Genomic DNA, 24,465 nt, shown 5'->3' with positions numbered 1-24,465 from the left:
GAAGACATCACCGCACGTCAGAGGGCGTACTCCGTCTCCGCTTCCCAGACGAAACCGTCGGGGTCGGTGAAGGGACCGGCGGCTCCGCCCATCACGATCCCGTGCGAGCCGGTGCCCTCCTCCTGGGGCATGCCGGTGTCCTTGGCGAGCGCGCGGCGCGGGTAGAGCGCCAGCGTGACGGCCGAGGACGGGGTGTCGAACTCGACGTACTTGCCGCCGAAGCTCCTGGCCACGGCCAGGCCGCGATCGACGTAGAAGCGCTTGCTGGCCTTGACGTCCGCCACGCCCAGCAGCAGCGCGACCTGGTCGATGCGCCGGGTGACGGGCCCGGAGTCCTTCTTCTTCGAGGTGGCGATCTTGCAGATCGTGCCGTCGGGGGCGCGGACGACGGCGCCGTACCCCCAGAACCCCTTCGTGGCCGGCTTCAGCGTCGTCGCGCCGGCGTCGAGCGCGACGCCGACCAGGGCGTCCACGTCTCCCGGCTGGGAGACCACGAGGGACAGCGCGAATCCGCGGAACCCGGCCGCCGGCGCGTCCGACGCGCGCACGCTCACGTACGGGCTCAGGCCGAACGCCGCGTAGAAGGCGTCCGCGGCCGCGGGGTCGGGGGTCTCCAGGGTGACGGAGGCGAACATGGTGGTCATGATTGGTCCTTCCAGATTTGTCGTGATATGGGGGCATTTAGCGGTCTTGGAGCAGCCCGAGGACGTTGCCGTCGGGGTCGGTCACGGTAGCCGTCACCCGGCCGCCGCCGACCTCGTGCACGGGCTCCCGCACGGTGGCGCCGGCGGCGGTCAGCTCGGCCAGCTTCGCCTCGATGTCCGGGACGTGCCAGTACGCCACCGGCGCCGTCATGCCCTGCGGCCCGCCGTTCGGCACCAGGCCGATGTGCTGGCCGGCGACATCGAAGCCGACGTAGTAGGACGCGTCGGTCTGCGGCTGGACGCCGAGCAGGGCCGCGTACACGGCCTTGGCCTTCGCCAGGTCGGAGACGGGGTGCAGCACGGTCTTGATGCCCTGGGGGGACGAGGTGGTCATGGTCGCTCCTTGCGGTCGGGGGCCGCCGCCGGCCCGCTGTCTTCGTGTCCTCAGCCTGGCGTCCGGGCCGGTAGTCCCACATCCGTGGCGACCACGGAACCGACCACGGAATCGACCACGGATTCGCACCACGGGTGGGGGCCACGGATGGGGGCCACGGATGCACGGGGGCGTGCGGCGGGGGCGGGGCGAAGGGAGTGTCAGTGCCGGATACGGCAAACTAGGACGGTGCTGGCAGAAGTGGAGATATCACCTCGTGAAGCCGAGGTCCTGGAGCTGGTCGGTGCCCATCTCAGCAACGCCGAGATCGCGGCCAGGCTGTGCATCTCGGTCCGTACCGTGGAGAGCCACGTCTCCTCACTGCTGCGCAAGCTGGAGGCGCCGGACCGGCGGGCGCTGGCCCAGCGCGCACCCGAGCCGCCCGGCTCCGGCCCCTCGCGCCCGGCCCCGGTGCTGCCGGCCCCGCTGACCTCGTTCGTCGGCCGGGTGAACGAGCGGGCCCAGCTGACCGAACTCATCAGAACCCACCGCCAGGTCACCGCCGTCGGGCCAGGCGGGGTGGGCAAGACCCGGCTCGCACTGGCCGTGGCCGCGGACGCCGCCGGCGACCACCCCGACGGCGTCTGGTTCGTCGACCTGGTGCCGGTCGCCGACCCCGGCATGATCGCCACCGCGGTCGCCGGCGCGCTCGGCCTCGGCGAACAGCCCGGCCGCGACCTCACCGAGTCCGTCCTCGCCGCCCTGGGCGACCGGCACGCCCTGCTCATCCTGGACAACTGCGAGCAGGTGGTGGACGGGGTGGCCCTGTTCCTCGAACGACTGCTCGCGGCCTGCCCCCGCGTGACGGTCCTGGCCACCAGCCGGGCGCGGCTGATGGTCCCGTTCGAACGGGTGTATCCGGTCCCGCGCCTCTCGCTGAGCACCGACGGCAGCTCGGACGCGGTCGCCCTGTTCCTGGAACGAGCCGCAGCAGCCGGCCACCCCCTGACCCTCACCCCCGCCCCGAACCCCGGAACCGATCCCGAGCCGGCCCGCAGGCTGGATCCCAGGATCGATGATCCGGCGCCGGACTACGTTCCGGGTGTGTCGCTCAGGGAGCGGATCTCCGTGATCTGCGAGCGCCTGGACGGGATGGCGCTGGCGATCGAGCTGGCCGCCGCCCGGTATCCCACCCTCGGGCTGGACGGCATCACCGCGGCCCTGTCCCATCCGCTCAGGATGCTCACCGGCGGCTCGCGGGCCGACGAGCGGCACCGTTCGATGCGGGCGGCGCTGGACTGGAGCCATGCCCTGCTGGAGCCGTCCGACCGGGCGCTGCTGCGGCGGGTGTCGGTGTTCGTGTCGCCGTTCACCGTCATAGCGGTGGCCGAGGTGACCGGAGCGGAGGAGGGCCTGGTCGCCGACGGACTGGCCCGGCTCGCCGAGCAGAGCCTGCTCACGGTGACGGCCTCCGCCGCCGGCACGGAGTACCGCGCGCTGGAGACCATCCGCCAGTACGGAACGGAACGCCTCACCGAGACCGGCGAGCTGGCCGACGCCCGAACCCGGCACCTGCGCTGGTGCCTGGCCCAGGCCGCCGGACTGGCCGTAGTGCGGCAGGACTGGCGGGCCAGGTTCGACCTGGTGGCCGACGACCTCCGCGCGGCCCTGGCATGGGCCGCCGACCAGCCGGAGCAGCGCGCCGGCGCCTGCGACCTGGCCCGGCGCCTGGCGGAGCTGACCTTCACCCGCAACCTGACCGGTGAGTCCCAGCGGCGCTACGAACAGGCGGCCGAACTCGCGGCCGACCCCGCCGTCGCCGCCTCGATGCTCCGCCAGGCCGCGGCCGTGGCCGGCTGCCGGACCGCCGGCGACGACATGTACCGCCTGCGCCGCGCCGCCGCGACGGCCGCCCGCGAGGCGGGGGACACGGCGGGCGCCGCCGTCGACCTGGCGACCGCCGCCACCATCGCGTTCCGCTTCTCAAGCACGTTCACCCGGCTCCCGACCCGCGACGAAGCCCTCACCTTGATCGCCGAGGCCCGGAAGACGGTCACCGAGCAACCGGCCGGTGGGCGTGCGGTCGGCGAGGGCCCGGCTGACAAGGGTTCGGCCGGTGCGGGTCTCGTTGGCGTGGGTCCGGCCAGTGCGGGTGCGGCCTACGAGAGCTTGGCCGGAGCGGATCCGGCCGTGCGGGCTGCGCTGGCGCTGGCTGAGGCGGCGGTGCTCACGGACGCGTTCGGGGCCGCCCAGGGGCCGCCGGGCAACGCCGTACAGGAGACGAACGCGCGCGCCGAGCGGGCGGTCGAGCTGGCCCGCGAGACCGGCGACCCGCTCGCCGAGTCGGCCGCACTCGACGCGCTCACCGGCGCCCAGAGCTGGGCCGGCGACACGTTCGCCACAGCGGCCACGGCCCGGCACCGGATCGCACTCCTGTCGTCCCTGCCGATCCCACCGGCCAGTACGCGCGGGGTGTTCTCGCCGGGCCGCACCCGTGAGGTGCTCTCGCCGACCGGTACCCGCGAGCCGATGTCGTCGTCGGGCACCCACGAGATGATCTCCCCGGCCGCGACGCACGAGATGATCGACGCGCTCGGCATCGCCGTCGAGGCCGGTCTGGGTGCGGGGGACGTGCTCGGCGCCCGCCAGTGGGCGCGCCGGCTGGCCGAGCATCCGTCGCTGGCGGAGGCAGGCCACCGCGCCACCTGTCGGCTGCTGATGGTCGACGCTCTGGCGGGCGACGTCGGCGAGGTGCTCACCGGCAGCGTCCGGTTCCTCGACTCATGGCGGCGGGCAGGCAGCCCCTCCCGGTCGATACTGTCCCCGGCGGCGGCCGGCGTGGCGATGATCCATGGCCTCCGCGGCGACCACGACGCCCGGCGCGAATGGCAGGAGGTCCTGGAACTGCTCGGCACCCCACCGGAGCACACCTACGGCTACGGGGCGGTCTTCGACGCGATACTCCTGTTGCACCACGGACAGGCAGCGGAAGCGCTGGAGCGGATGGCTCCTGAGCCCCACCAGGTGTGGAAGTGGGTCACCTGGATCTGGCTCCACTGGTACGTCGCGCTCCGGGCCGAAGCGGCCGTACTCGCCGGAAGCCCCGACGCCCGCGTCCGGCTGACCGAGGCAGGGGACCTCGTCGCGGGCAACCCGGTCGCCTCCGCCATCGTGCACCGAGCCCAGGCCCTGCTCGGCGGCGACGGGGAAGCGCTGGTCGCCACGGCGGACGCGTTCGCCGCCGCCGGCTGCCCGTATCAGTCCGCACGAACCCTGCTGCTCGCAGGCGGCGACCACGCCGAACGCGGCACCTCCGCCCTCGCCGCCCTCGGCATCACCCCCATGACCCCGCCCCCCGACGCTGTGCCCGGAATGCGCCCGTCTGACGTGAGCTCCGAAAAGAGCGGAGGAAGGACGCCGCTGTGAAGGCCCCAGAGATGAGGCGTGCGGCCGGCCCGGTCGCAGGGGTCGTTGAGGGGATGGAGGCCGCCGTCGGGGTGGACATCGGTGGGACGAAGACCGCTGCCGGGCTGGTCGATCCGTCCGGTGTCGTGCTGGTCACCGCAACCCGGCCGACCCCCGCCGCAGAGGGACGCGAGGCAATCCTCGACACCGCCGCCGAGCTCGTCCGTTCCGTCGCCGGCGACCGATGGGGGAGCATTACCGCGGTCGGCGTCGGCAGCGCGGGAGTCATCGACCCGGAACGCGGGGTGGTGGTCTCCGCCACCAGCGCCCTGGCCGGCTGGGCGGGCACCGATCTGCGCGGCGGCCTGTCCCGCAGGCTCGGCGGCCTGCCCGTCGCGACCGGCAACGACGTGCACGCGCACGCCCTCGGCGAGCAGTGGCGCGGCGCCGCAGCCGGGTGCGCGGACGTGCTGCTGGTCGCCGTCGGCACCGGTGTCGGCGCGTCCATCGTGCTCGGCGGAAAGGTACGGTACGGGCCGCGCTCCGTGGCCGGGCACGCGGGCCACATGCCCGTGCCGGCGGCGGCCGGCGCGCCCTGCCCATGCGGCGGCACAGGACACGTGGAGGCGGTCGCGTCCGGCCCCGCGCTGCTCGCCGAGTACCGCCGCAGGGGTGGGACGCGGGCCACCGACCTCGCCGGGGTTGCTCGGCTCGCCGCCGCCGGTGACCCGCTGGCCACGGACGTCCTGGCCACCGGCGGGACCGCACTGGGCCAGGCGATCGGCGGGCTGATGAACGTCATCGACCCGGAGATCTGGTCATCGGGGGAGGCGTCGCCGGCTGCGGCGACCCCTGGTGGCAGCCGGTACGCGCGGCCATCGCCGCCGAAACGCTGCCCGCCCTGCGCGACGTCCCGATCGTGCCCGCCGCCCTCTCCGCGACCGCCGCCCTCCTGGCCCTGACCACCACACCGACGCCCTGGGCAACCACCACAGCCACGGCCACAGCCGCAGGCCCGGCGGAGGCGGGTCAGGCCTACCCCGGTGAGCCGATGCGTGACCCCGGCACCATGTGCCGCATCGCGCAGGCGGCCGCTGCCGGTGGGGCCGCTGGGATCCGGGCTCAGGGGATCGAGGACCTGCGCCGCATCAGGGCCGCGCTCGACCTGCCGCTCATCGGTCTGTGGAAGGACGGCGACGGCGAGGTGTTCATCACGCCGACCCTGGATCACGCCCTCGCCGTCGCCGAAACAGGGGCTGACATCGTGGCGGTGGACGGCACCCTCCGGCCGCGCCCCGGCGGCCGGACGTTCGCGGAGATCGTCGTCGCCGTGCACGACCGTACGGGCAGGCTCGTCATGGCGGACGTCTCCACCTACGAGGAGGGCGTCGCCGCCGCCGAGGCGGGCGCGGACGTGGTCGGGACGACGCTGGCCGGGCACACGCCGTACTCCAGGCCCGGGGCGGGCCCCGACCTTGAGCTGGTCGCCGCGCTCAGCCACGACCTGCCTGTCCCGGTGATCGCCGAGGGCCGGATCCACACGCCTGAGCAGGCCGCCGCGGCCGTGGAGGCGGGCGCGCACGCCGTCGTCGTCGGCACCGCCATCACCCATCCCACGACCATCACCCGCTGGTTCGCCGACAGCGTCAGCCGATCGCCACAGGAGATCCATCCCAAGTGAGGCCGTACGGTGACCCCCTTGTCAGGGAGCTGCATCGTCGCGGAGGAGTCTCTGAACTCGGCTTGACGTCCGTCGGCGTAGCGTCGGGGCATGAGAGGAACGACGGCGGGCGGGCCCCGGCGGGAAGAGGCGCATCATGACGGCAGAGTCCGGGTGCGCCGGGTCTACGAGGAGCCGGCCGACGACGACGGTACCAGGGTGCTGGTGGACCGGATCTGGCCGCGCGGGCTGAGCAAGGACAGGGCGCACCTCGACGAGTGGTGCAAGGAGGTCGCCCCCTCGACGGAGCTGCGTACCTGGTACCACCACGACCCCGACCTGTTCGCCGAGTTCGGCCGCCGCTACCGCGAGGAGCTCACCGAGCCGGGACGGGCGGCCGCGCTGGCGCACCTGCGCGAGCTCGCGCAGGGCGGCGTGCTGACCCTGCTCACCGCGACCAAGCAGGCGGAGATCAGCGAGGCGGCCGTGCTCGCCGAACTGCTCCGGGAGTGACGAGGGCTCAGACCGTGCCGGGCTTCGCACCGTGCCGGCGCTCAGTCGGGTGTCTCGGCCGCGAGCAGTTCGGCCGCGAGCAGGATGGGTGAGTCGAACGGGGAGCCGACGTGGTAGGCCGCGTACCGCCCCGGGGCCAGCAGCCCCGCGTCCACCCTCGCCGTCAGCGAGTACGTCAAGGGGCCCAGCCGCACCTCCCGCCCGCCGTCCCCGTCGCGTACCTCACCCACCACCCGCTGGACGGGTGCCGCCGCGCGCAGCACGTCGAGCAGGTCGCGGGCCTGGCTCTGGGGCAGGCCCGCGGCCATGCCCATGAGGAGGAGCACGATGGTCGGGCCGAAGAAGAAGAGGACGAACAGGCTGTCGCCGGTGCGCGGCGCGCCGGTCACCACATTGATCAGGGCGGACACCAAGGGGATGACGAGCAGCACCAGCACCACCGCGCCGCTCAGGACCAGCCCGGCCACGTGGCGGGCGAGGCGCCGGATCAACCGGCGCCGCTGCCGGGGGGCCAGCAGGCCTGCCCGGTTCGCGTCCAGGTCGGCGGGGGAGCAGCGCAGCTCCGTGGCCAGCAGCGCGGCCATCCCGCGTAAGGCGTCGAGATCGTCCGCCCATGCCGGAGCCGGCTCGACCCGCTGATCTCCGTCGTACGGCATCCCGGCCCCCTCCGCCGAACCTGCGTCCCGAGCACCATTGAGCCCGCCGGACCGCGCGATGTCCATGCCCCCACGGCCCGAGCCGCCCGATCGATCACGAAACGGGGAAGAAGGCGCGGTCCGGGCCGGGCAGCCAGTGGGTCCCGGCGGAGTACGGGCGGAAGCGGTCCTTCACGTAGGCGATGAGCAGCGGCAGCGACGGATGCCGGTTCGCCTCGTGCCACATGAGCGACCACGGGTACACCGGCGTGGGATCGATGATCGGGATCTCGACGACGTCAGGAGGCGTCGGATACTGCCGCTTGTTCCCGAACGTGACGACGTCCGGCGAGCCCGCCACCCGCTCCGCGATGTGATCACGCCCGAAGAACGGCCCCGAGCTGTCGATGCGCACCCCGAACTCGGCGCTGAGGAACCGGTAGAAGTCCGACCACTCGCTGTCGTGGGCGGCGTTGCCCGGCATCCACGCCGTCGAGCCCGACAGCTCCTCCATCCGCACCCGCCTGCGCCTGGCCAGCCGGTGCCGGCGGCCGACCAGGACCGGGATCGGCTCCAGGCAGGCGGGGACGCGCCGGATCCCCGGAGCGAGCGGCTCCATGGCGCGGCCGAACGCCGCGTCGACCGAGCCGTCGGCGAGCATCGACCCCCGCGAGCCGGCGCCACGGGAGACCACGATGTCGACGTCCACGTCGCCCGCCTCGTAGAAGGCCCTGACCAGGTCCATGGAGGCCGTGTCGCGGCCGAGCACGTCGATGCGCAGGGCGCGGCGGCGCGCCCGCAGCATCGCCGCGGCCTGGTCGGCCATGCTGATCAGCGCCCTGGCGTGCGGGAGGAAGGCCGCGCCGTCCTCGGTCGGCCTGACCCCGGCACGGGACCTGAGCAGCAGGGCCACGCCCAGGTCGGATTCGAGCTTGGCGATCCGCTTGGACACGGCCTGCTGGCTCATGCCCACGCGGGCGGCCGCGTCGGTGAAGTGCCCGTCCTCGACGACGGCGAGAAAGGTCCTGACGGCGCCGAGGTCCAGCTCCATGAAGCACTCCTGGTCGTCGTACGTCGGGTGTCGGCCGCAGCACATCGTAGGACGGATGCGAGGCGGCGCCGGCACGACCAGGACCCGTGCCCCCCGTCCCTCCGTGTCTACCCGTGCGTCAGGATGTCCGCGACCTCCTGCACGCTCTCCTCGCTGCCCACGACGACGATCACGTCGCCGGCGTCCAGCGTGAACTCGGGCCCCGGGCTGGAGACGATCTGCGCGCCGCGCACCACCGCCACGATCGACGCGCCCGTACGGCTGCGCACCCGCGCGTCGCCCATCGGCCGGCCGGCGTACGGGGAATCGGCCGGGATCGGGAGCTTCTCGCTGACCAGCCCCTCCACCTGGTGGTGCAGCTCATCGAGCCGCCGGACGATGCGCGGCGCGCCGAGCAGTTCGGCCAGGGCGTCGGCCTCGTCGTCGTTCAGCACGACGACCGCGCCCGCCTGGTCAGGATCGTCGGCGTCGTAGATCACCAGGTCGCGGCGGCCGGTGCGGTAGGAGACCACCCCGATGCGCCGCCCGGAGCTCGTCCCGAACAAATGTCGTAGTCCGATCCCTGGCAACGCCGTCTGCTCGATCTCCACCGGCCACCTCACGTCCTGTCCCGGTACGCATGGACCGCGCCCGCATCCCGATCATTTCCGAGACCGTACCTGGCCAAAACCGTGGACATCACTTCCACTCCCGATGGGTACAGCCCCGGGATGGTGCCGACGTCACGCCGTCCGCGCGCCGGCATCGCATCCACGACACCGTGATCCGGTAAGTGCCGATGCGACGCTATGCCCCGTATCGTCACAGATCCAGACACTTTCCGCCGTCACGTAAGGGTTTACGATGAGTCTGCTGCAGCTGTACGGGGTGTTACTGGCCGGCGGGATGGTGCTGCTCGCCGGCATCGCCGCCGCACGCACCGCCAGCAGGCTCGGCCTGCCCAGCCTGCTGTTGTTCCTGGCTCTCGGCGTGCTGCTCGGCGAAGACGTGCTCGGCATCGACTTCGACGACGCCCAGCTGGCCCAGACTCTCGGCACCTCGGCGCTGGCCATCATCCTCGTCGAAGGCGGGCTGAGCACCCGGTGGGCCGACATCCGCCGGTTGCTGCTGCCGTCGGCCCTGCTGGCGACGGTCGGCGTCACGGTCAGCGTGGTGATCACGGCCGCCGGAGCGCACTACCTGCTCGGCATGAACCTGCAACTGGCGCTGCTGCTGGGCGCGATCATCTCCTCCACCGACGCCGCCGCCGTCTTCTCCGTCCTGCGCGTGCTGCCCCTGCCCCGCCGCGTCGCGGGCATCGTGGAGGCCGAATCCGGCTTCAACGACGCCCCCACCGTCATCCTGGTGCTGGTGTTCTCCGCCGCCCCCGACAATCTGGGCGATCCGCTCTCCATCGCCGGGCAGATCTCGTTCGAACTCGCGGCGGGCGCCGCGATCGGGCTGACCTGCGGCTGGGCCGGCACCCTCGCGCTGCGCTACGTGGCCCTGCCCGCCACCGGCCTCTATCCGCTGGCCACCGTCGGCCTGGGCATCATCTCCTTCGCCGCGGCGGGCTTCGTGCACGCCTCCGGCTTCATCGCCGCCTACCTGGCCGGCCTCGTGCTCGGCAACGCCGTCCTGCCGCACCGCGCCGCCACGCGCTCCTTCGCCGACGGCATCGGCTGGCTGGCTCAGATCGGCCTGTTCGTCATGCTCGGCCTGCTGGTCACCCCGCACGAGCTGCCCGGCGTGCTGCTGCCCGCCGTCATCATCGGCGCGGTCCTGCTGTTGGTGTCCCGGCCCGCGTCCGTACTGGCCAGCCTGTTCCCCTTTCGCACCGGCTGGCGCGACCACGTCTTCATCTCCTGGGCCGGGCTGCGCGGCGCGGTGCCGATCGTGCTGGCCACCTACCCGATCGTCGCCGAGGTGCCGGGCAGTCATCAGCTGCTCAACATCGTCTTCGTCCTGGTCGTCCTGTTCACGCTGCTGCAGGGGCCGACCCTGCCGCTGCTCGCCCGCGTGCTCGGCATCGCCGCGCCGCACCAGGCCAGGGAGGTCGACATCGAGTCCGCGCCGCTCGACGTCCTGGCCGCCGAGCTGCTCACCCTCACCATTCCGCCCGGTTCGCGGCTGCACGGCGTGGAGATCTTCGAGCTGCGGCTGCCGAAACCGTCCATCGTCACCCTCATCGTCCGCGACGGTGACACGCTCGTACCCGAGCCGGGAACGCTCCTGTGCGAAGGGGACGAGGTCCTGATCGTCACCACGCCCGGCACCCGTGACCGGGTCGAGCAGCGGCTGCGCGCCGTCGGCAGGGGCGGGCGGCTGGCCGACTGGCACGGCGGACAGGGCGACGCCGAGCCTGGCGGCTCCGGTCCGACCGGCGCGCCGGCATCGACGACGCCGGTCTCACCGGCCCGCGCCGAGCCCCTCCCGGCGAGCGGGCCGGAGAACGACCCAGGAGACGGCTCAGATGGCGGTACGGGGGACGGCCCGGGCGGCGGGGCACGGCGGGGACGTCCGTACTGGCGGACGAAGCTGGGCGGCCGGATCCGCCCCACGAGAATCACCCCGTCGGCCCCGCCCGAGGAGGAGTCACTGCCCGAATCCGACCGTGCCGTGAACTGACGCGCGGGAACGGTCCTGTTTGGCCCGGCGCGGATCGGGGCAGCGCTACCACCTTGCGGGATCGGCGGCCCGCCGGCGGAACGCGGACGACACGACCGCCTGACGGCGCCGCCGAGCGTCCGTCCGACGACGCGAAGGAGGCTCAATGGACACCGCAGGCTGGATCATCTCCGCCATCGGCATCATGATCGCCCTCACCATCGCCTGGAGGATCGGCAGAGGAAAGGACCGGACCCGCCGCTGACCCCCCTCGAACAGGCCTGTCCCCGGCGCGAGCCGGGCTTGATCCCGACCGCCGGGCGAACGGCCGCATGACATTGTGGTGTCATGGCGGGTGCCCGCCGCCGGGATCGAGGGAGTGTCATGTCAGCTGGGACGGCAGAGGGCGCCGGCGAGGCGGGCCGCAGCCTGGGAACGCTGCTGCGGGCCTGGAGGGACCGGGCGCTGCTGACCCAGGAACAGCTCGCAGACCGGGCGGGCGTCAACGTCAGGACCATTCGGCGGCTCGAAGGCGACGCCGTGGAGCGGCCCCGCGCGGCCTCGCTCCGGCTGCTGGCCGACGCGCTCGGGCTGGACCCGCGCGAACGGGACGTGCTCACCGCCGCGGCGCGTACACCGGCCGTGGAGCTTGATGGGACGGACATCGAGGAGCCGCCGCGCCCCCGGCAGCTCCCGGTCGGCGTGACCGGGTTCGCCGGGCGCACCGGCGCGCTGGAAGAGCTGGACCGCCACCTCGACCCGGGCGCGGGAGGCACGAGGATCTGCGTCGTCTCCGGCACGGCCGGCGTCGGCAAGACGTCGCTGGCGCTGCACTGGGCTCACCATCGGGCTCACCGGGGGCGCGGCCGGTTCGAGGACGGCGAGCTCTATCTGAACCTCCAGGGGTTCGGCCCGGCGGGCGACGCGGTCGATCCGCGCGATGCGCTCGGGGCGTTCCTGGAGGCCATGGGCGTGCCGACACGGCGCGTCCCCGAGGAACTGGCGGCCAGGGCCGCGCTGTACCGGACGACGCTGGCCGACAAGCGCGTCCTGGTCGTGCTCGACAACGCCCGCGACGCCGAGCAGGTGCGCTGGCTGCTGCCCGGCGGCCCCGGCTGCTGCGTCATCGTCACCAGCCGGCACAGCCTGAGCGGCCTGATCACCGCCGAAGGAGCCGGTCTCGTCACGCTGGACCTGCTCTCCCGTACGGAGTCACGCGACCTGCTCGCCCACCGCCTCGGCCGGAGCCGGATCGAGGCGGCCCCCGCCGCCACCGACGAGATCATCGACGCGTGCGCGCGCCTGCCCCTGGCCCTGGCCATCGCCGCGGGACGGGCGGTCACCAGCCCCGTCCTGCCGCTCGACGCCCTGGCCGCGGACCTGCGGCGGGGTGGCGGCGACCTGGGCGGGCTGACCACCGGCGACCCGGCCACCAGCCTGCGGCTCGTCCTGGCCCGCTCCTACGACGTGCTGCCCGGTGACGTGGCCGGCCTGTTCCGGCTGCTCGCCGTCCACCCCGGGCCCGACCTCACCGCGCCGGCGGCGGCCAGCCTGGCGGGCATCGACGAGGCGCGGGTGAAGGAACTGCTCGCCGCCCTGCTCGACGCGCACCTGGTCATGGAGGTCACGCACGGCCGCTACGCCTGCCACGACCTGCTCCGCGCCTTCGCGCTGGAGCTGACGGAGAGCACCGGCGACGAGATCGGGGCGGCGGCGGGCCGGGTCGTGGATCACTACCTGCACACCGCGTACGAGGCCGCGCTGCGCCTGCACGTGCCCGCCGAGTGGCTGCTGCCCTCCGAGCCACCCGCGCCCGGCGTCCGGGCCGAATCCCCGGCCGGGCGCCGGCAGGCGCTGGCCTGGTTCCAGGCCGAGCACGCGGTCCTCGCGGCCGTGCTCCGCCAAGCCATGACCGGCGGCCGGTACGCCCAGGCGGTCCGGCTGGTCTCGGCCCTGCAGTTCTGGCTGCTGCGCCAGGGACACCGGCAGGAACACCTCGACTGCCTGCACACGGCGCTGGAGGCGGCCGCCCGCACGGGCGACCAGCGGGCGCGGGCGGCCACGCACCGCTGGCTCATCCCGGTGACCGCCGAACGCGGCCAGGCCGACCAGGCCTACACACACTTCCGCCGGGCGATCGCGTACGCCCGCGAGGTCGGCGACCTGGCCGAGGAGACGTTCTCGCTCTTCGACATCGGCCTGGCCTGCGTCCACGGTGGACGGATGGAGGAGGCGTTGGGTCACGCGCTGGCCGCGCTCGAACCCCTGCGCGCCGCCCGCCTGACCGTCACGGAGGCCTACGTCCTGAACCTGATCGCCTGGTGCCGGCGCGCGCTCGGCGACCACGAGCAGGCGCTGCAAGCCGCCGAGAAGGCGCTGGCCATCGCCACCGAACGGGGCGACGAGTCCGTGCAGGGCCACATCCTCGACACGCTGGGGATGATCCGGCACCACCGGGGCGAGCACGACGAGGCGGTCGCGCACTACCGGCGCGCCCTGGCCTCGTGCGGTGCGCTCGGCCACCGCTACGACGAGGCCGAGATCCTGCTCCACCTCGGCGACACGCTCCAGGCCGCCGGCCGGCCCGGCCAGGCGGCGGACACCTGGCGCCGCTCCCTGGCCGTCCTGGTCGAGCTGGGGCACCCCGCGGCCGACGACGTACGGGCGAGGCTGCGCGACCACGACCCTGCCCCGCCCGCACTTTTCCCCGAATAGGCGCGCCCGCCGATTCACCTTCACTGTCACGGGGGATGCGGGAGACGGCACGTCCTGAGCGGGTGCTGGATCCGGACAACGACCCGCTGCACAGGTTCGCGCACGAGCTCAGACAGCTGCGGGTCAAGGCCGGGCAGCCCAGCTACCGCGAGCTCGCCAAACGCGCGCATTTCTCGGTGACGGCGCTTTCCGAGGCGGCCGGCGGCCGCGGAGGCCGTCGGACCGACGGCCTCCGCCCGACCTGAGCCCACTACCCGGCGTAGGTCTCGAACTCGGCGACCCTTGGCGTGCCGTTCGAGCTGGTGATCCGGAACGTGATCTTGCTCAGCGAGGTCGGCGTGAAAGTGATCGCGCCCGCCCCCGTGCCCGACTTCAGCACCGCGCCGTTGCCGGCGTTGAGCAGTTGCCAGGACCCGATGCCACCGCTCGACCCCGACGGCTCGCGGATGACGACGCTGGAGACCGTCGTGGCGGAGCCCCACTTGATCGAGATGTCACCGGTCGAGCCGGAGGGCGACCAGTAGGTGCTCATGTCGCCGTCGCGCACGTTGCCGTAGCTCGTCCCGCTCGCCTTGCTGGAGCCGTCGGAGCCGGCCCCGATGCTGAGGTTGGTCCCGCCGGGCGGAGGGGTGACCGTCGGCGTCACGGTCGGCGTCACCGTCGGGGTGGTCGTGGGTGTCTGGGGCGTGCAGGAGCCGTCCGACACCCGCAGCCCCTTGTTGGCGCCCGCCGTCTGGCGGACGACGTCCGGCACGCAGTTCTCCCCGTCGAGACTGTAGGAGTACGGGACACTGACGGACGTGTTCGACTGCGGGTTGGGACCGGCGGGGTTGTTGTCGCCGCTGCGGCTGGACCAGGTCACGTTGTCGAAGATGTTGCCGCTGACCTGCCAGTAGCCGGCCTCGTCGGTGTAGAAGGTGCCGAGAACGTCCTTGGAGTCCTCGAAGTAGTTGTTGTCCACTTTGGCACGGCCGCCGGCCCGGGAGTTGATGCCCGACTCGTGCAGGTCCGCGTAGTGGTTGTTGTAGATGTGGGCGATGCCGCCCCGCAGCAGGGGTGTGCGGGAGTCGATGTTCTCGTACAGGTTGTGGTGGAAGGTGACGTAGCCGTTCGAACGGTCGCTCTCGCTGGACCCGATGAGCCCGCCGCGGCCGGAGTTGCGCAGGGTGCTGTACGACAGGGTCACGTACTGGGTGTCGTCCTTCATGTCGAAGAGGCCGTCGAAGCCCTCCGGCTCGCCGCCCGACGCCTCCAGGGTGACGTGATCGACCCACACGTTGCGCACGCCGCTCTCCATGCCGATGGCGTCGCCGCCGTTCGACGTGGGGGAGCCCGACTTCTTGACGTTCCTGACGGTCACGTTCTGGATGATGATGTTGCGGGCCTCGCGGATGTGGATGCCCAGCTGGTCGAAGACGGCGCCGTTGCCGACGCCGATGATCGTGACGTTGCTGATCTGCTTGAGCTCGATCACGCCGGCGGCGGTGTTGCAGCTCCCGCCCGACACCTTGGAGGTGTTGCCGTGGTTGATCGTCCCCTCGACCTCGATGGTGATCGGGGTGCTGCTGCTGGCCCGGCCGCACAGGGCCGCGTGGATCGCGGTCCCCGTCGTGGCCCGCACCGTCTGCCCGCCCGCGCCGCCGGTGGTCCCGCCGTTGGCGCTGGCGTACCCGGTGACGGTGCCGACCGCCGCCGACGCCTGCATCATCGGCAGGGCCACCGCGGCGGCGGCCGCCGTGGCCGCCGCGGCCAGCGCCGCCCCGAGTCGTAACACGACTGCTCGTCTCATGCTCGTCCCGCCTTCGTCGTCGGATGCCGCATGCGTTTCTCACGGTCCCTGGCGCGCTCCCAGGCATGGGCCGATGGCCGCGGGGGGCGCGGCGGCGGGCCGGTCGTGGGTTTGCGTCAGTGCCCGGGGTGACCGTAGGAAAGCGCTTTCCTCGTGTCAACGAGCCGTGAAACTTTCATCGCGGGGTTGGGGGAGGCTGCCTGCCCGGCCGTTCGCGTTCCTCCATACACCGGAAGGGTGTTGCCCGAGGCGGTGAGAGCGCTGGTCAGCGGTGGTCGAGGCGTGCTGTGGCCGTACGGTGCGAGGCCTGCGGCGGGTTGTCGCCCGGCGGGGCTCAGTCCGCCACGCCGCCGATCGGATCCTGCAACAACTCGGCCGCGAGATGCCGCAGTGGCCCCGTTCGGGCGCACCGTCTCGCGCGCGGGGGCGGTGTGATGGTCCAGGGATCCGGCAGGCCGTCCAGTGAAAGCATCACACAGCGGGCGTACGGCCGCGTCGGCCTCACACGCGCAGGACGGTGACCTGGCGGCCGGACGGTGTGGTGGCCTGCTCGAAGGCGCCTCGTTCGGCCCAGGGCGGGGCTTTGGAGCGTCGGTTGAACATCACCGGTACGCCGGTGTCGAGGGTGAGGCGGTCGTGGTAGTTGTCGAGTTGGGTGAGGCCCTCGGGGGTCGGGTCGTTCTCGCCCGGTCGCCAGACTTTGAGTTCCATGGCCTGGCGTTGTACGAGCCGTTCGCCGTTGGGGCCGGGGTAGAACCAGCGGATCAGCATGTGGAGGCGTTTGCTGCCGGTGGCGTATTCGCGGTCGAGTTGGCCGCCGCCGTTGACGAGGCGGTGCATGAAGGCCATGAGGATGATCTGGCAGGGGCTTCGTGGTAGCCCTCTTGCTGGATGAGGACTTCGTCGTGTTCGCGCCAGAACACGACGAACTCTTCAAGTACGCGCGTCAGGTCGAACCGGCCGTCGGGCGGGACGAAACTGCGCGGGTCGGCGCGTATGAACCGCTCCGTGCGATCGCCCAGTACCCGGAGCAGGACCTCCCGGTAGATGGGGTTGGCGATGTCCAGGGTTCGGGTGTCTCGGATGAGGCCCAGATCGTGGACGTAGGAGACGGCGTGGTCGAAGGACATGTCCGTGTCCGGCGACATGCCGGCCACGATCGGTTCGATGACCCGCATGACTCGGGGGTCCTGCAGCCGGGCCGCCAGGGAGTCGAGGTGGGTGCTGCGAGCTCGGATCAGCCGTTCCTTGGCAACGTCCACCGACTCGACGGTGATGGTGCCGGTCACTCCCATCTTGAAGGTGATCTCGTGGGCGAGGGCGTTGACCAGCCAGGGTTGTCCCTGGGTCAGCTCGTGGACTCGGTCGACCGCGTCTTTGGTGAATTCCTGGCCGGTTGCCTGGGTGTGCTGGTCGTAGAGTTCGGCGATCTGATCGGCGGTGAAGTCGCCCAGGCGTAGTGAGTCGGCGAGGATGTTGAACGGGCTGGCCGGGTTGAACTGGTCGGGGGTGCTGCCGGAGGCGATCTTGTAGTCGCGCAGGTCGCGCAGCCCGCAGAGCACCACCGAGGCAGGAAACGGGTGTCCCTTGTGCCGCGCGTTGTGGCCGTCGCGGAGCTGGCTGAGGATGCTGACCAGACTGTCGCCCTGCAGGGCGTCGATCTCGTCGATGAGCAGCACGACCCGGCGGGGGCTGTGGCGGCACCACTCGCTCAGCGCCTTGATGAACTGGCTGCCCGGCCTGATCTGCGGCCAGGGATCCGGCGGCAGCAGTTTCTTCGGCCATCCCGACTGCGCGGCGGCCTGGCGGATGGAGTCCAGCAGCATCTCCTCCGCCCAGCCGACGTCGTCGCCTGCTACTTTGGCGCGTTCGCAGGAGAACGACAGGGCGGCGATGTCGCCCTGAGCGGTCAGCTCGGATGCCAGGGTGTCCAGCATGGTCGTCTTGCCGGTCTGCCGGGGCGCGTGCAACACGAAATAGCGGTCCATCTCGATCAGCGCCCGCGCCTCGGGAAGCCGTGGCGTGGGAGGCAGCATGTAGTGCAGCCGCGGATCACAGGGACCGGTGGTGTTGAAGTACTTCGCTCGGGGTGGTCGCATGGTCACATTGTGTCATCCGGCTCGCGCCGTGTCCGCAGAATTCACGGCCATTCGAACGACAGCGCGACATCAGTGAAGTGGCCGGAGACAACGCGCGCGAGCGGCAGGGGCCAGGCTCCCAAGGGTGAATGTCTCCCCCCGTGCGGGGGAGGCGCGCACGTTGTCGAAAGCTGGACGCTTGGGGCGGGTGTTCGAGGTCTGGAGGGCGATGTGGCCGCTTCGTCGCGGGTCAGGGTGACGGTCTGGTTGCTGCTGTGCGGGCTGGTGCCGTGGGCGGCGGTGAAGACCGTGTGGACCCTCGGGGGTGATGTCCTGGGCGTGACCGGCCGGGACTGGCGGCGGGGGATCGAGAGTGACGGGGGCGCCGTCTACCAGGCGCTGGCGGCCGTCGGCGTCGATCTGACCGTGCTGGCGGCATTGCTCGGCGTCTTCCTGGCCCTTGGGCTGGTGCACCGGTGGGGGAAGGTGTTCCCGCGGTGGGTGCCGCTGGTCGCCGGGCGGCGGGTGCCGGCTCTCCTGCCGCTGGTCCCGGCCTGGGGCGTGGGGTTGTGCCTGGGCGGGTACGGGATCGTCCTGCTGGTCATGGTACCGCTCAGCCTGGTCGGGGTGATCCCGCCGTTCGCGCCGCCGGCGCCGTTCACCAGCAGCGGGGACGTGACGTGGATGATCCTCTTCGGCGGGATGGCCTTCGGCGGGCTGGGCTGCGCGCTCGTCGTGGGAGCGTGGTCGTACGCGCGTCGTAACACGTGAGACGAGCCGTGCGAGCGGCGTCAAAACGGGAGGTAAGCCTTCTCCCCGTCAGTTTCAGGTTATAGCAGATGCTCCCGCCTCATGAGAAATCGAAAAGTGCTCCATACTGCCGGTTGCCAATCGACCAGACGAGCGATGGAGCGACGGAAATTGGCTTACGTCATGCATTTCGATCAGATCGACTCGACGAAGGTCGCGGAGGTCGGCGGCAAGGGGGCGCAGCTCGGGGAGCTTTCCACGGTCGAGGGCGTCCGCGTGCCGGACGGCTTCTGCGTCACGACGGACGCGTTCCAGCGGGTCATGGCCGCGACGCCGTCGCTCGACGCCCAGCTCGACCAGCTCGCGCGGGCCGAACCGGATGACCGCGAGGCGATCGGCGCCCTGAGCGCCGAGATCCGCCGGGTCGTCGAGGGCGTCACGCTGCCCGGCGACCTCGTGGCGGAGATCGGCGCGGCGCTCGCCCGGCTGGGAGAGGGGGCCGCCTGCGCGGTACGGTCCAGCGCCACGGCCGAGGACCTGCCGACCGCGTCCTTCGCCGGCCAGCAGGACTCCTACCTCAACGTCGCGGGTCTGGACGCGGTCCTGCTGCACGTCCGGCGGTGCTGGGCCTCGCTGTTCACCGAACGCGCGGTGACCTACCGGCGCCGCAACGGCTTCGACGACCGCAAGGTACGCATGGCGGTGGTCGTGCAGCGGATGGTGTTCCCCGACGCGGCCGGGATCCTGTTCACCGCGGACCCGGTGACCTCGAACCGGAAGGTCGCCACCGTGGAGGCCGGGTGGGGGCTCGGCGAGGCGCTCGTCGCCGGGCTGGTCGCCGGGGACGTCTACACGGTGCGCGACGACCAGGTCATCGGCACGGCGGTCGCCACCAAGACCCGTTCGGTCCTGGCGGCGCGCGAAGGCGGCGTCGAGGACGCGCCGGTCGAGGCCAGGCGGCAGACGGAGCCGGCGCTGACCGACGCCCAGGTCCTGCGGCTGGTACGGCTGGGCCGGCACATCGAGGCGCACTTCGGCCGGCCCCAGGACATCGAATGGTGCCTGGTGGGCGAGGATTTCCACATCGTCCAGAGCCGGCCGATCACTACCCTGTTCCCCATCCCCGAGGCCGGCGACCAGGAGAACCACGTCTACGTCTCCGTCGGCCACCAGCAGATGATGACGGACGCGATGAAGCCGCTGGGGCTGTCCGTGTGGCAGCGGACGACGCTGCAGCCGATGTACGAGGCGGGCGGGCGGCTGTTCGTCGACATGGCGCCCAAGCTGAGGACGCCGTCGGGCCGGGCGACCATGCTGGAGATGGTGGGGAAGTCGGATCCGCTGATGCGGGACGCGCTGCGGGCCGTCCTCGACCGCGGCGACTTCATCCGCACGACCCCGGACGACGACCCCGCCGACGCCCCGGCCAAGGCCGTACCCACTGATCTCACCAAGGCCGGCGAAGACCCCGACCCCGCGCTCGTCGCCGAGCTGATCAGGCGCGGTGAGGAGTCCCTGCTCACCCTGCGGCACGACATCGAGAAACTGTCCGGGACGGAGCTGCTCGACTTCGTCCTGGCGGACATCGCCGAGCTGAGGCGCGTCCTGTTCGACCCGCGCAGCCTCCCCCTGATCATGGCGGGGATGGACGCGAGCTGGTGGCTCAACGAGCACCTTGAGGAGTGGCTGGGCGAGAAGAACGCGGCCGACGTGCTCACGCAGTCCGTCCCGTACAACGTCACGTCGGAGATGGGCCTGGAGCTGCTCGACGTCGCCGACACGATCAGGCCGCACGCCCAGCTCGTCGCACTCCTGCACCGCGTCGTGGACGAGGGCGTGGACGAGGGCAGAGAGGGGGACGCCTTCCTGGACGAGCTGGCCGCGCTGGACGGCGGCCGGGAGGCGCGCGATGCCATCCGGAGCTATCTCGGCAAGTACGGCATGCGCTGCCCGGGCGAGATCGACATCACCAGGACGCGCTGGAGCGAGAACCCGGCCATGCTCCTGCCCGCACTCCTCGGCAACGTCAGGAACTTCGCGCCCGGCGCCGCAAAGCGGCACTTCGAGCAGGGGCTGGAGGAGGCGCGGCGGAAGGAGCGGGACGTGCTGGCCCGCCTGCGCGCCCTGCCGGACGGGGAGGAGAAGGCCGAGGAGACCAAGCGCATGATCGACCGCGTCCGCGCCTTCGCCGGCTACCGGGAATATCCGAAATACGGCATGATCAGCCGCTATTTCGCCTACAAGCAGGCGTTGCTCCGCGAAGCCGATCGCCTCGTCGACTCCGGCGTCCTCCAGGAGCGGGAGGACATCTTCTTCCTCCGGTTCGAGGAACTGCGCGAGGTCGTCCGCACCGGTGACGTGGACGCCGGACTCATCCAGACAAGGCGGGAGGAGTTCCGTTCGTACGAGACGCTCACCCCGCCCCGCGTCCTCACCTCGGACGGCGAGGCCCTCACCGGCCAGTACCGGCATGACGACGCCCCCGAGGGCGCACTGATCGGGCTCCCGGTCTCGGCGGGGACGGTCGAGGGCCGTGCTCGGGTCGTCACCGACATGGCGCACGCCGACCTGGAGCCGGGCGACATCCTGGTCACCGCCTACACCGACCCGAGCTGGACCCCGCTGTTCGTGACCGCCGCCGGGCTGGTGACGGAGGTGGGCGGCATCATGACGCACGGCGCGGTGGTCGCCAGGGAGTACGGGCTGCCGGCCGTGGTGGGGGTCGAGCGGGCCACCCGGCTGATCAGGGACGGTCAGCGCATCCGCGTGCACGGAACGAACGGGTACGTCGAGCTCCTCGACTGAGCGCGCCGTACGTCCAAGTACGTCCAAGAAAAGCGATATCAGAGAGGACGCGGAGATCGCGGTATTTGCCGTGTGACCTCCCGTTATGCCGGGGTAGGAGGAGAGCAACGTGCACGCCGCGTGACCTCCCGTCACGCCCGGGTACGGGAAGCGGACACCGAACGGCAGGAGGAATGATGCGCTCCTCGATCCCGCTGGGCCGCATTGCCGGCGTCCAGGTCGGCCTCAACCTGAGCGTGCTCGTCATCGTCGTCATCCTGGTGGCGGGGCTGGCCCTCGGGCGCTTCCCCGTGGTCTTCCCCGGCTACTCGCCGGTGGTGTATCTGCTGGCCGGGCTGGCCTCGGCGGTGCTGTTCCTGGCGTCCCTGCTCGCGCACGAGCTGGCCCACGCCGTGACGGCGCGACGCAACGGCATCGAGGTCGAGCGGATCACGTTGTGGCTGCTCGGCGGGGTGGCCGAGCTGCACGGGGAACCCCGTTCGCCGGGCGCCGACCTGAGGATCGCCGTCGTGGGGCCGGGGGCGAGCCTGCTGGCCGGGCTGGTCTTCGGCGTGCTGGCGGGGCTGGTCGGGGCCACGGGAGGCGCGGCGCTGCTGGCCGGCATGTTCTCCTACCTCGCCGCGGTGAACGTGCTGCTCGCGATCTTCAACCTCATCCCGGCGGCGCCGCTGGACGGCGGCCGGGTGCTGCGCGCGGCCCTGTGGGCGCGCTGGGGAGACCGGGCGCGGGCGGCCATCGCCGCGGCGCGCGCCGGCCGCGTGTTCGGGTACGTGCTCATCGCCCTCGGCTTCCTCCAGGTCGTCACCGGCAGCGGGTTCGAGGGGCTGTGGCTCGCCCTGATCGGCCTGTTCCTGGTCAACGCGGCCAGCGCCGAGGAGCAGCACGCCCGGCTGGGCACGGCACTGTACGGGGTGCGGGTGGCCGACGTGATGTCCGGCCCGCCTGTCGCCGCCCATCCCGACGAGAGCGTGTCGAGCCTCATCGAACGGGTCGTGATGCGTCAGCGCCTGTCCACGTACCCCCTCGTGGACGAGAACGGCGCGTTCGTCGGGCTGGTGACGCTCAACCGCATCCGCCGGGTGAGCCCGGAACGCCGGCCTCACACCCTGCTGCGCGACATCGCCTGCTCCCCGCAGGACGTGCCGCGGGCCGCTCCTGAGGAGGCGCTGACCGACCTGCTCGACCGGATGGGCGGCTGCACGGACGGGCGCGCCGTGGTGCTGGATCCCGCAGGACGCCTGATCGGCCTGATCACCCCCACCGACATCAGCCGGGTCATCCAGACCGCGGGGCTGGGCGCGGCCGGCCCGTACTCGGGGCTGCGCGGCGCGGATCTCATCCCGGCGGCCCGCCCTCGTGACGGACGCGGCGGCTCCGATCATGACCGCGTCTGACCTGCGCGCGGCCGGGCGCGGCCGTTTCGCCGGTGACCTTGAAGGCGGGGACTGATCTCATGCTGGTGCTGGACGACACGATCTTCCTCCTCCTCGACGGCTACGGGTGGCTGCCCGGCCTGCTGCGGCGCTCCCACGGGCCGGTGGCGCACACCCGGCTGCTCGGACGGCGGGCCGTGGGCCTGCGCGGGCCGGAGGTGGCACGCTTCTTCTACGAGGACGGCAACGTCCGCCGCGGCACGGCGCTGCCCGAGCCGGTCAGGAGCACGCTGGCCGGGCCCGGCGCGGTGCACACCCTGGACGGCGCCTGCCACCGCGTGCGCAAGGCGGTGTTCATGTCGGTGCTGACCGGCGTCGGCGTCGGCTCACTCGCGGCGCACACGGGCGCGGCCTGGGACGAGGCGGCCGGCACGTGGGGCGACGGCCGCCGGGTCGTGCTCTTCGAGCAGGCCGCGCAAGTCCTGACGGCGGGCGTGTGCCGGTGGGCGGGCATGCCGGTCTGCGACGCCGAGGTGCCCGACCTGGCCGCCGACCTCACGGCCATGGTGGACGGGTTCGGCAGCGCAGGGCCACGGCACTGGCGCGGCCGGCTGGCCAGGATCCGCCGCGAGGCGTGGCTGGCCGACCTGGTCGGCGACCTGCGCGACGGTACCGACACCGCGCCGGCGGGCTCGGCCCTCGACGTGATCGTCAACTGCCGCGACGCCGGCGGCAGGCCGCTCGACGCCCGTACGGCGGCGGTGGAGCTGCTCAACATCATCCGCCCGACCGCGGCGGTGGCCTGGTACGTGACGTTCGCCGCCCACGCCCTGCACCGCTGGCCCGAACACCGCAAGGCGCTGCGCGACGGGGACGCGGCCCACACCGAGGCGTTCGCCCAGGAGGTGCGGCGGTTCTACCCGTTCGCGCCCTTCGTCGCCGGCGTCGCGGCCCGCGACCTGACGTGGGCCGGGGAACGCATCCCCGAGGGAACCCTGGTGCTGCTCGACGTCTTCGGGCAGAACCACGACCCCGAGCTGTGGGCCGAGCCGTACACCTTCAACCCGGGGCGCTTCGCCGGCCGCGAGCTCGGCCCGTACGAGCTGATCCCGCAGGGCGGCGGCGACCCGCTCACCGGCCACCGCTGCCCGGGGGATGACATCACCCTCGCCCTAATCCAGGCCCTCGCGGTCCGCCTGGCCCGGCTCGACTACGACGTTCCCGAGCAGGACCTCACCATCTCCCTGCGCCGCATCCCCACCCTCCCCGCCAGCGGCTTCGTCCTGACCCTGCCCCAGCCCGCCCCCACCCAGCCCTCGGCGTCGTCCCTGCACTGCTGACCGGCGCGCTCAGGCATTCTTTCCGTGGGCGAGGTAGTAGGCGAGGTCCCGCAGCAGGGCGGCCTTCATCCCGTCCTCCGGCTCCAGCCCCAGCGCCTGCAACTGCTCAGCGGCCCGCTGCGCGGAATCGCGGCCACCCTCCTGGGCCGGCGATCGGCCGCCCGGCCTCGGCGTAGGCGAGCATGGTGGGCCGGTGAAGCAGCCATCGCACGGTCAGCGCCGCACCCGTGGCCGACAGTTCGGGCAGGTGTTCCGGTGCCCGCGCGTGGAAGATCTCCAGCACGACGATCCAGCCGCCGTGCCGCGCCGCCAGCATCACCGCCCCGCTCGGTCTCCGCGCCGTCCTCCTCGCCGAGCAGGTCCCTGGCCTCCTCCTCGACCTCCGCGAACGTCGCCGGGGAGATCGAGGCCGGGTCACCACCGAGGATCCGCACCACCTCGTCCAGGTCGTGACCGCGAATCCAGCTGAGGCATCCGTCGGTAGGCAGCTGAGCGCGGGCGTCCCCGTCCCACGAAGGAACGGCCGTCACCGCTTGCGGATGTTCTCGGCCACGTAGTCGAAGCTGTCCTGCGGCCGTTCGACGAGGTCGAACTCGACCTCGTCGCCCTCCTCCAGGACCCGGTATCCCTCGCCCACGACCTCGCTGAAGTGCGCGAACGCGTCGCGCCCTGCCGGAAGCTCAGGGGAGGAGATCGCTCCCCAGCCCCTGTCGGCCTTCCAGAACTTCACCGTGCCACGTGTCATCAC

The 24,465-nt window shown here is 72.3% G+C and carries 21 protein-coding genes; 11 read left to right on the top strand and 10 right to left on the bottom strand.

The window, feature by feature from the left end:
- Positions 1–17 precede the first annotated feature (17 nt).
- Both AB0C27_RS00560 and AB0C27_RS00555 read right to left on the bottom strand, forming a co-directional pair.
- A complete protein-coding gene (locus AB0C27_RS00560; protein ID WP_357835569.1) occupies positions 18–644 on the bottom strand; it encodes a glyoxalase in 627 nt (208 codons plus the stop codon).
- Between the two features lie 37 nt (positions 645–681).
- Complete coding sequence (locus tag AB0C27_RS00555; protein WP_346114394.1) at positions 682–1,038, bottom strand: VOC family protein; 357 nt, start codon at positions 1,036–1,038, stop codon at positions 682–684.
- Between the two features lie 228 nt (positions 1,039–1,266).
- On the opposite strand from AB0C27_RS00555, the gene AB0C27_RS00550 reads away from it, so the two are divergent.
- The 4 genes from AB0C27_RS00550 (at position 1,267) to AB0C27_RS00535 (ending at position 6,595) form a co-directional block, all read left to right on the top strand.
- Positions 1,267–4,443, top strand: coding sequence for a LuxR C-terminal-related transcriptional regulator (locus tag AB0C27_RS00550; protein ID WP_357835565.1), 3,177 nt, complete (start codon positions 1,267–1,269; stop codon positions 4,441–4,443).
- Entirely contained in the window at positions 4,440–5,384 is a 945-nt protein-coding gene (locus tag AB0C27_RS00545; RefSeq protein WP_357835562.1) for an ROK family protein, read from the top strand. Before AB0C27_RS00550 ends, AB0C27_RS00545 begins: the two co-directional genes overlap by 4 nt.
- Complete coding sequence (locus tag AB0C27_RS00540; protein WP_357835559.1) at positions 5,342–6,103, top strand: putative N-acetylmannosamine-6-phosphate 2-epimerase; 762 nt, start codon at positions 5,342–5,344, stop codon at positions 6,101–6,103. Before AB0C27_RS00545 ends, AB0C27_RS00540 begins: the two co-directional genes overlap by 43 nt.
- Before the next feature lie 90 nt (positions 6,104–6,193).
- Positions 6,194–6,595 (top strand): DUF488 family protein, encoded by a 402-nt coding sequence (locus tag AB0C27_RS00535; RefSeq protein ID WP_357835556.1) that lies wholly within the window; start codon positions 6,194–6,196, stop codon positions 6,593–6,595.
- 41 nt (positions 6,596–6,636) lie between these two features.
- On the opposite strand, the gene AB0C27_RS00530 is transcribed toward AB0C27_RS00535, so the two are convergent.
- From AB0C27_RS00530 to AB0C27_RS00520, 3 genes are all read right to left on the bottom strand, one after another.
- Complete coding sequence (locus AB0C27_RS00530; protein WP_357835553.1) at positions 6,637–7,251, bottom strand: hypothetical protein; 615 nt, start codon at positions 7,249–7,251, stop codon at positions 6,637–6,639.
- Positions 7,252–7,345: 94 nt separating this feature from the next.
- Entirely contained in the window at positions 7,346–8,281 is a 936-nt protein-coding gene (locus tag AB0C27_RS00525; RefSeq protein ID WP_357835550.1) for a LysR family transcriptional regulator, read from the bottom strand.
- Positions 8,282–8,388: 107 nt separating this feature from the next.
- A complete protein-coding gene (locus AB0C27_RS00520; protein ID WP_357835548.1) occupies positions 8,389–8,871 on the bottom strand; it encodes a cation:proton antiporter regulatory subunit in 483 nt (160 codons plus the stop codon).
- A gap of 253 nt (positions 8,872–9,124) precedes the next feature.
- Here AB0C27_RS00520 and AB0C27_RS00515 point away from each other — a divergent pair, with 253 nt between their 5' ends.
- The 3 genes from AB0C27_RS00515 to AB0C27_RS00505 all read left to right on the top strand — a co-directional run bounded on the left by AB0C27_RS00515 (position 9,125) and on the right by AB0C27_RS00505 (position 13,827).
- On the top strand, positions 9,125–10,888 hold the full coding sequence (locus AB0C27_RS00515; RefSeq protein WP_357835543.1) for a potassium/proton antiporter: 1,764 nt from the start codon (positions 9,125–9,127) through the stop codon (positions 10,886–10,888).
- A 363-nt stretch (positions 10,889–11,251) separates the two neighbouring features.
- The gene (locus AB0C27_RS00510; protein ID WP_357835540.1) at positions 11,252–13,582 is read left to right on the top strand and encodes a tetratricopeptide repeat protein; all 2,331 of its coding nucleotides are present in this window, start codon (positions 11,252–11,254) and stop codon (positions 13,580–13,582) included.
- 35 nt (positions 13,583–13,617) lie between these two features.
- Positions 13,618–13,827, top strand: coding sequence for a hypothetical protein (locus AB0C27_RS00505; RefSeq protein ID WP_357835537.1), 210 nt, complete (start codon positions 13,618–13,620; stop codon positions 13,825–13,827).
- A 5-nt stretch (positions 13,828–13,832) separates the two neighbouring features.
- Here the strand turns inward: AB0C27_RS00505 and AB0C27_RS00500 are convergent, their stop codons facing one another.
- From AB0C27_RS00500 to AB0C27_RS00490, 3 genes are all read right to left on the bottom strand, one after another.
- Positions 13,833–15,371 (bottom strand): polysaccharide lyase family 1 protein, encoded by a 1,539-nt coding sequence (locus AB0C27_RS00500; RefSeq protein WP_357835534.1) that lies wholly within the window; start codon positions 15,369–15,371, stop codon positions 13,833–13,835.
- Positions 15,372–15,872: 501 nt separating this feature from the next.
- Positions 15,873–16,142 carry a hypothetical protein gene (locus tag AB0C27_RS00495; RefSeq protein ID WP_357835531.1) on the bottom strand — a complete coding sequence of 90 codons (270 nt, stop codon included), beginning with the start codon at positions 16,140–16,142 and terminating at the stop codon, positions 15,873–15,875.
- Positions 16,136–17,470 (bottom strand): ATP-binding protein, encoded by a 1,335-nt coding sequence (locus AB0C27_RS00490; RefSeq protein ID WP_357835528.1) that lies wholly within the window; start codon positions 17,468–17,470, stop codon positions 16,136–16,138. Before AB0C27_RS00490 ends, AB0C27_RS00495 begins: the two co-directional genes overlap by 7 nt.
- A 210-nt stretch (positions 17,471–17,680) precedes the next feature.
- Between AB0C27_RS00490 and AB0C27_RS00485 the strand changes: the two genes are divergently transcribed.
- The 4 genes from AB0C27_RS00485 (at position 17,681) to AB0C27_RS00470 (ending at position 23,717) form a co-directional block, all read left to right on the top strand.
- Positions 17,681–18,220 (top strand): hypothetical protein, encoded by a 540-nt coding sequence (locus AB0C27_RS00485; RefSeq protein ID WP_357835525.1) that lies wholly within the window; start codon positions 17,681–17,683, stop codon positions 18,218–18,220.
- A gap of 162 nt (positions 18,221–18,382) precedes the next feature.
- Entirely contained in the window at positions 18,383–21,004 is a 2,622-nt protein-coding gene (gene rph / locus AB0C27_RS00480; RefSeq protein ID WP_357835522.1) for a rifamycin-inactivating phosphotransferase, read from the top strand.
- A 176-nt stretch (positions 21,005–21,180) separates the two neighbouring features.
- Entirely contained in the window at positions 21,181–22,398 is a 1,218-nt protein-coding gene (locus AB0C27_RS00475) for a site-2 protease family protein (RefSeq protein ID WP_357835519.1), read from the top strand.
- Between the two features lie 59 nt (positions 22,399–22,457).
- Entirely contained in the window at positions 22,458–23,717 is a 1,260-nt protein-coding gene (locus AB0C27_RS00470) for a cytochrome P450 (RefSeq protein WP_357835516.1), read from the top strand.
- A 106-nt stretch (positions 23,718–23,823) separates the two neighbouring features.
- Here AB0C27_RS00470 and AB0C27_RS00465 read toward each other — a convergent pair whose 3' ends face one another.
- Together AB0C27_RS00465 and AB0C27_RS00460 are read right to left on the bottom strand one after the other, a co-directional pair.
- Complete coding sequence (locus AB0C27_RS00465; RefSeq protein ID WP_357835513.1) at positions 23,824–24,036, bottom strand: hypothetical protein; 213 nt, start codon at positions 24,034–24,036, stop codon at positions 23,824–23,826.
- Positions 24,037–24,243: 207 nt separating this feature from the next.
- Entirely contained in the window at positions 24,244–24,462 is a 219-nt protein-coding gene (locus AB0C27_RS00460) for a cold shock domain-containing protein (RefSeq protein WP_357835510.1), read from the bottom strand.
- Positions 24,463–24,465: the final 3 nt, after the last annotated feature.

Source organism: Nonomuraea sp. NPDC048882 (assembly GCF_040649755.1).
Lineage (GTDB): Bacteria > Actinomycetota > Actinomycetes > Streptosporangiales > Streptosporangiaceae > Nonomuraea > Nonomuraea maheshkhaliensis.
This window is presented reverse-complemented; position numbering and strand designations above follow the sequence as displayed.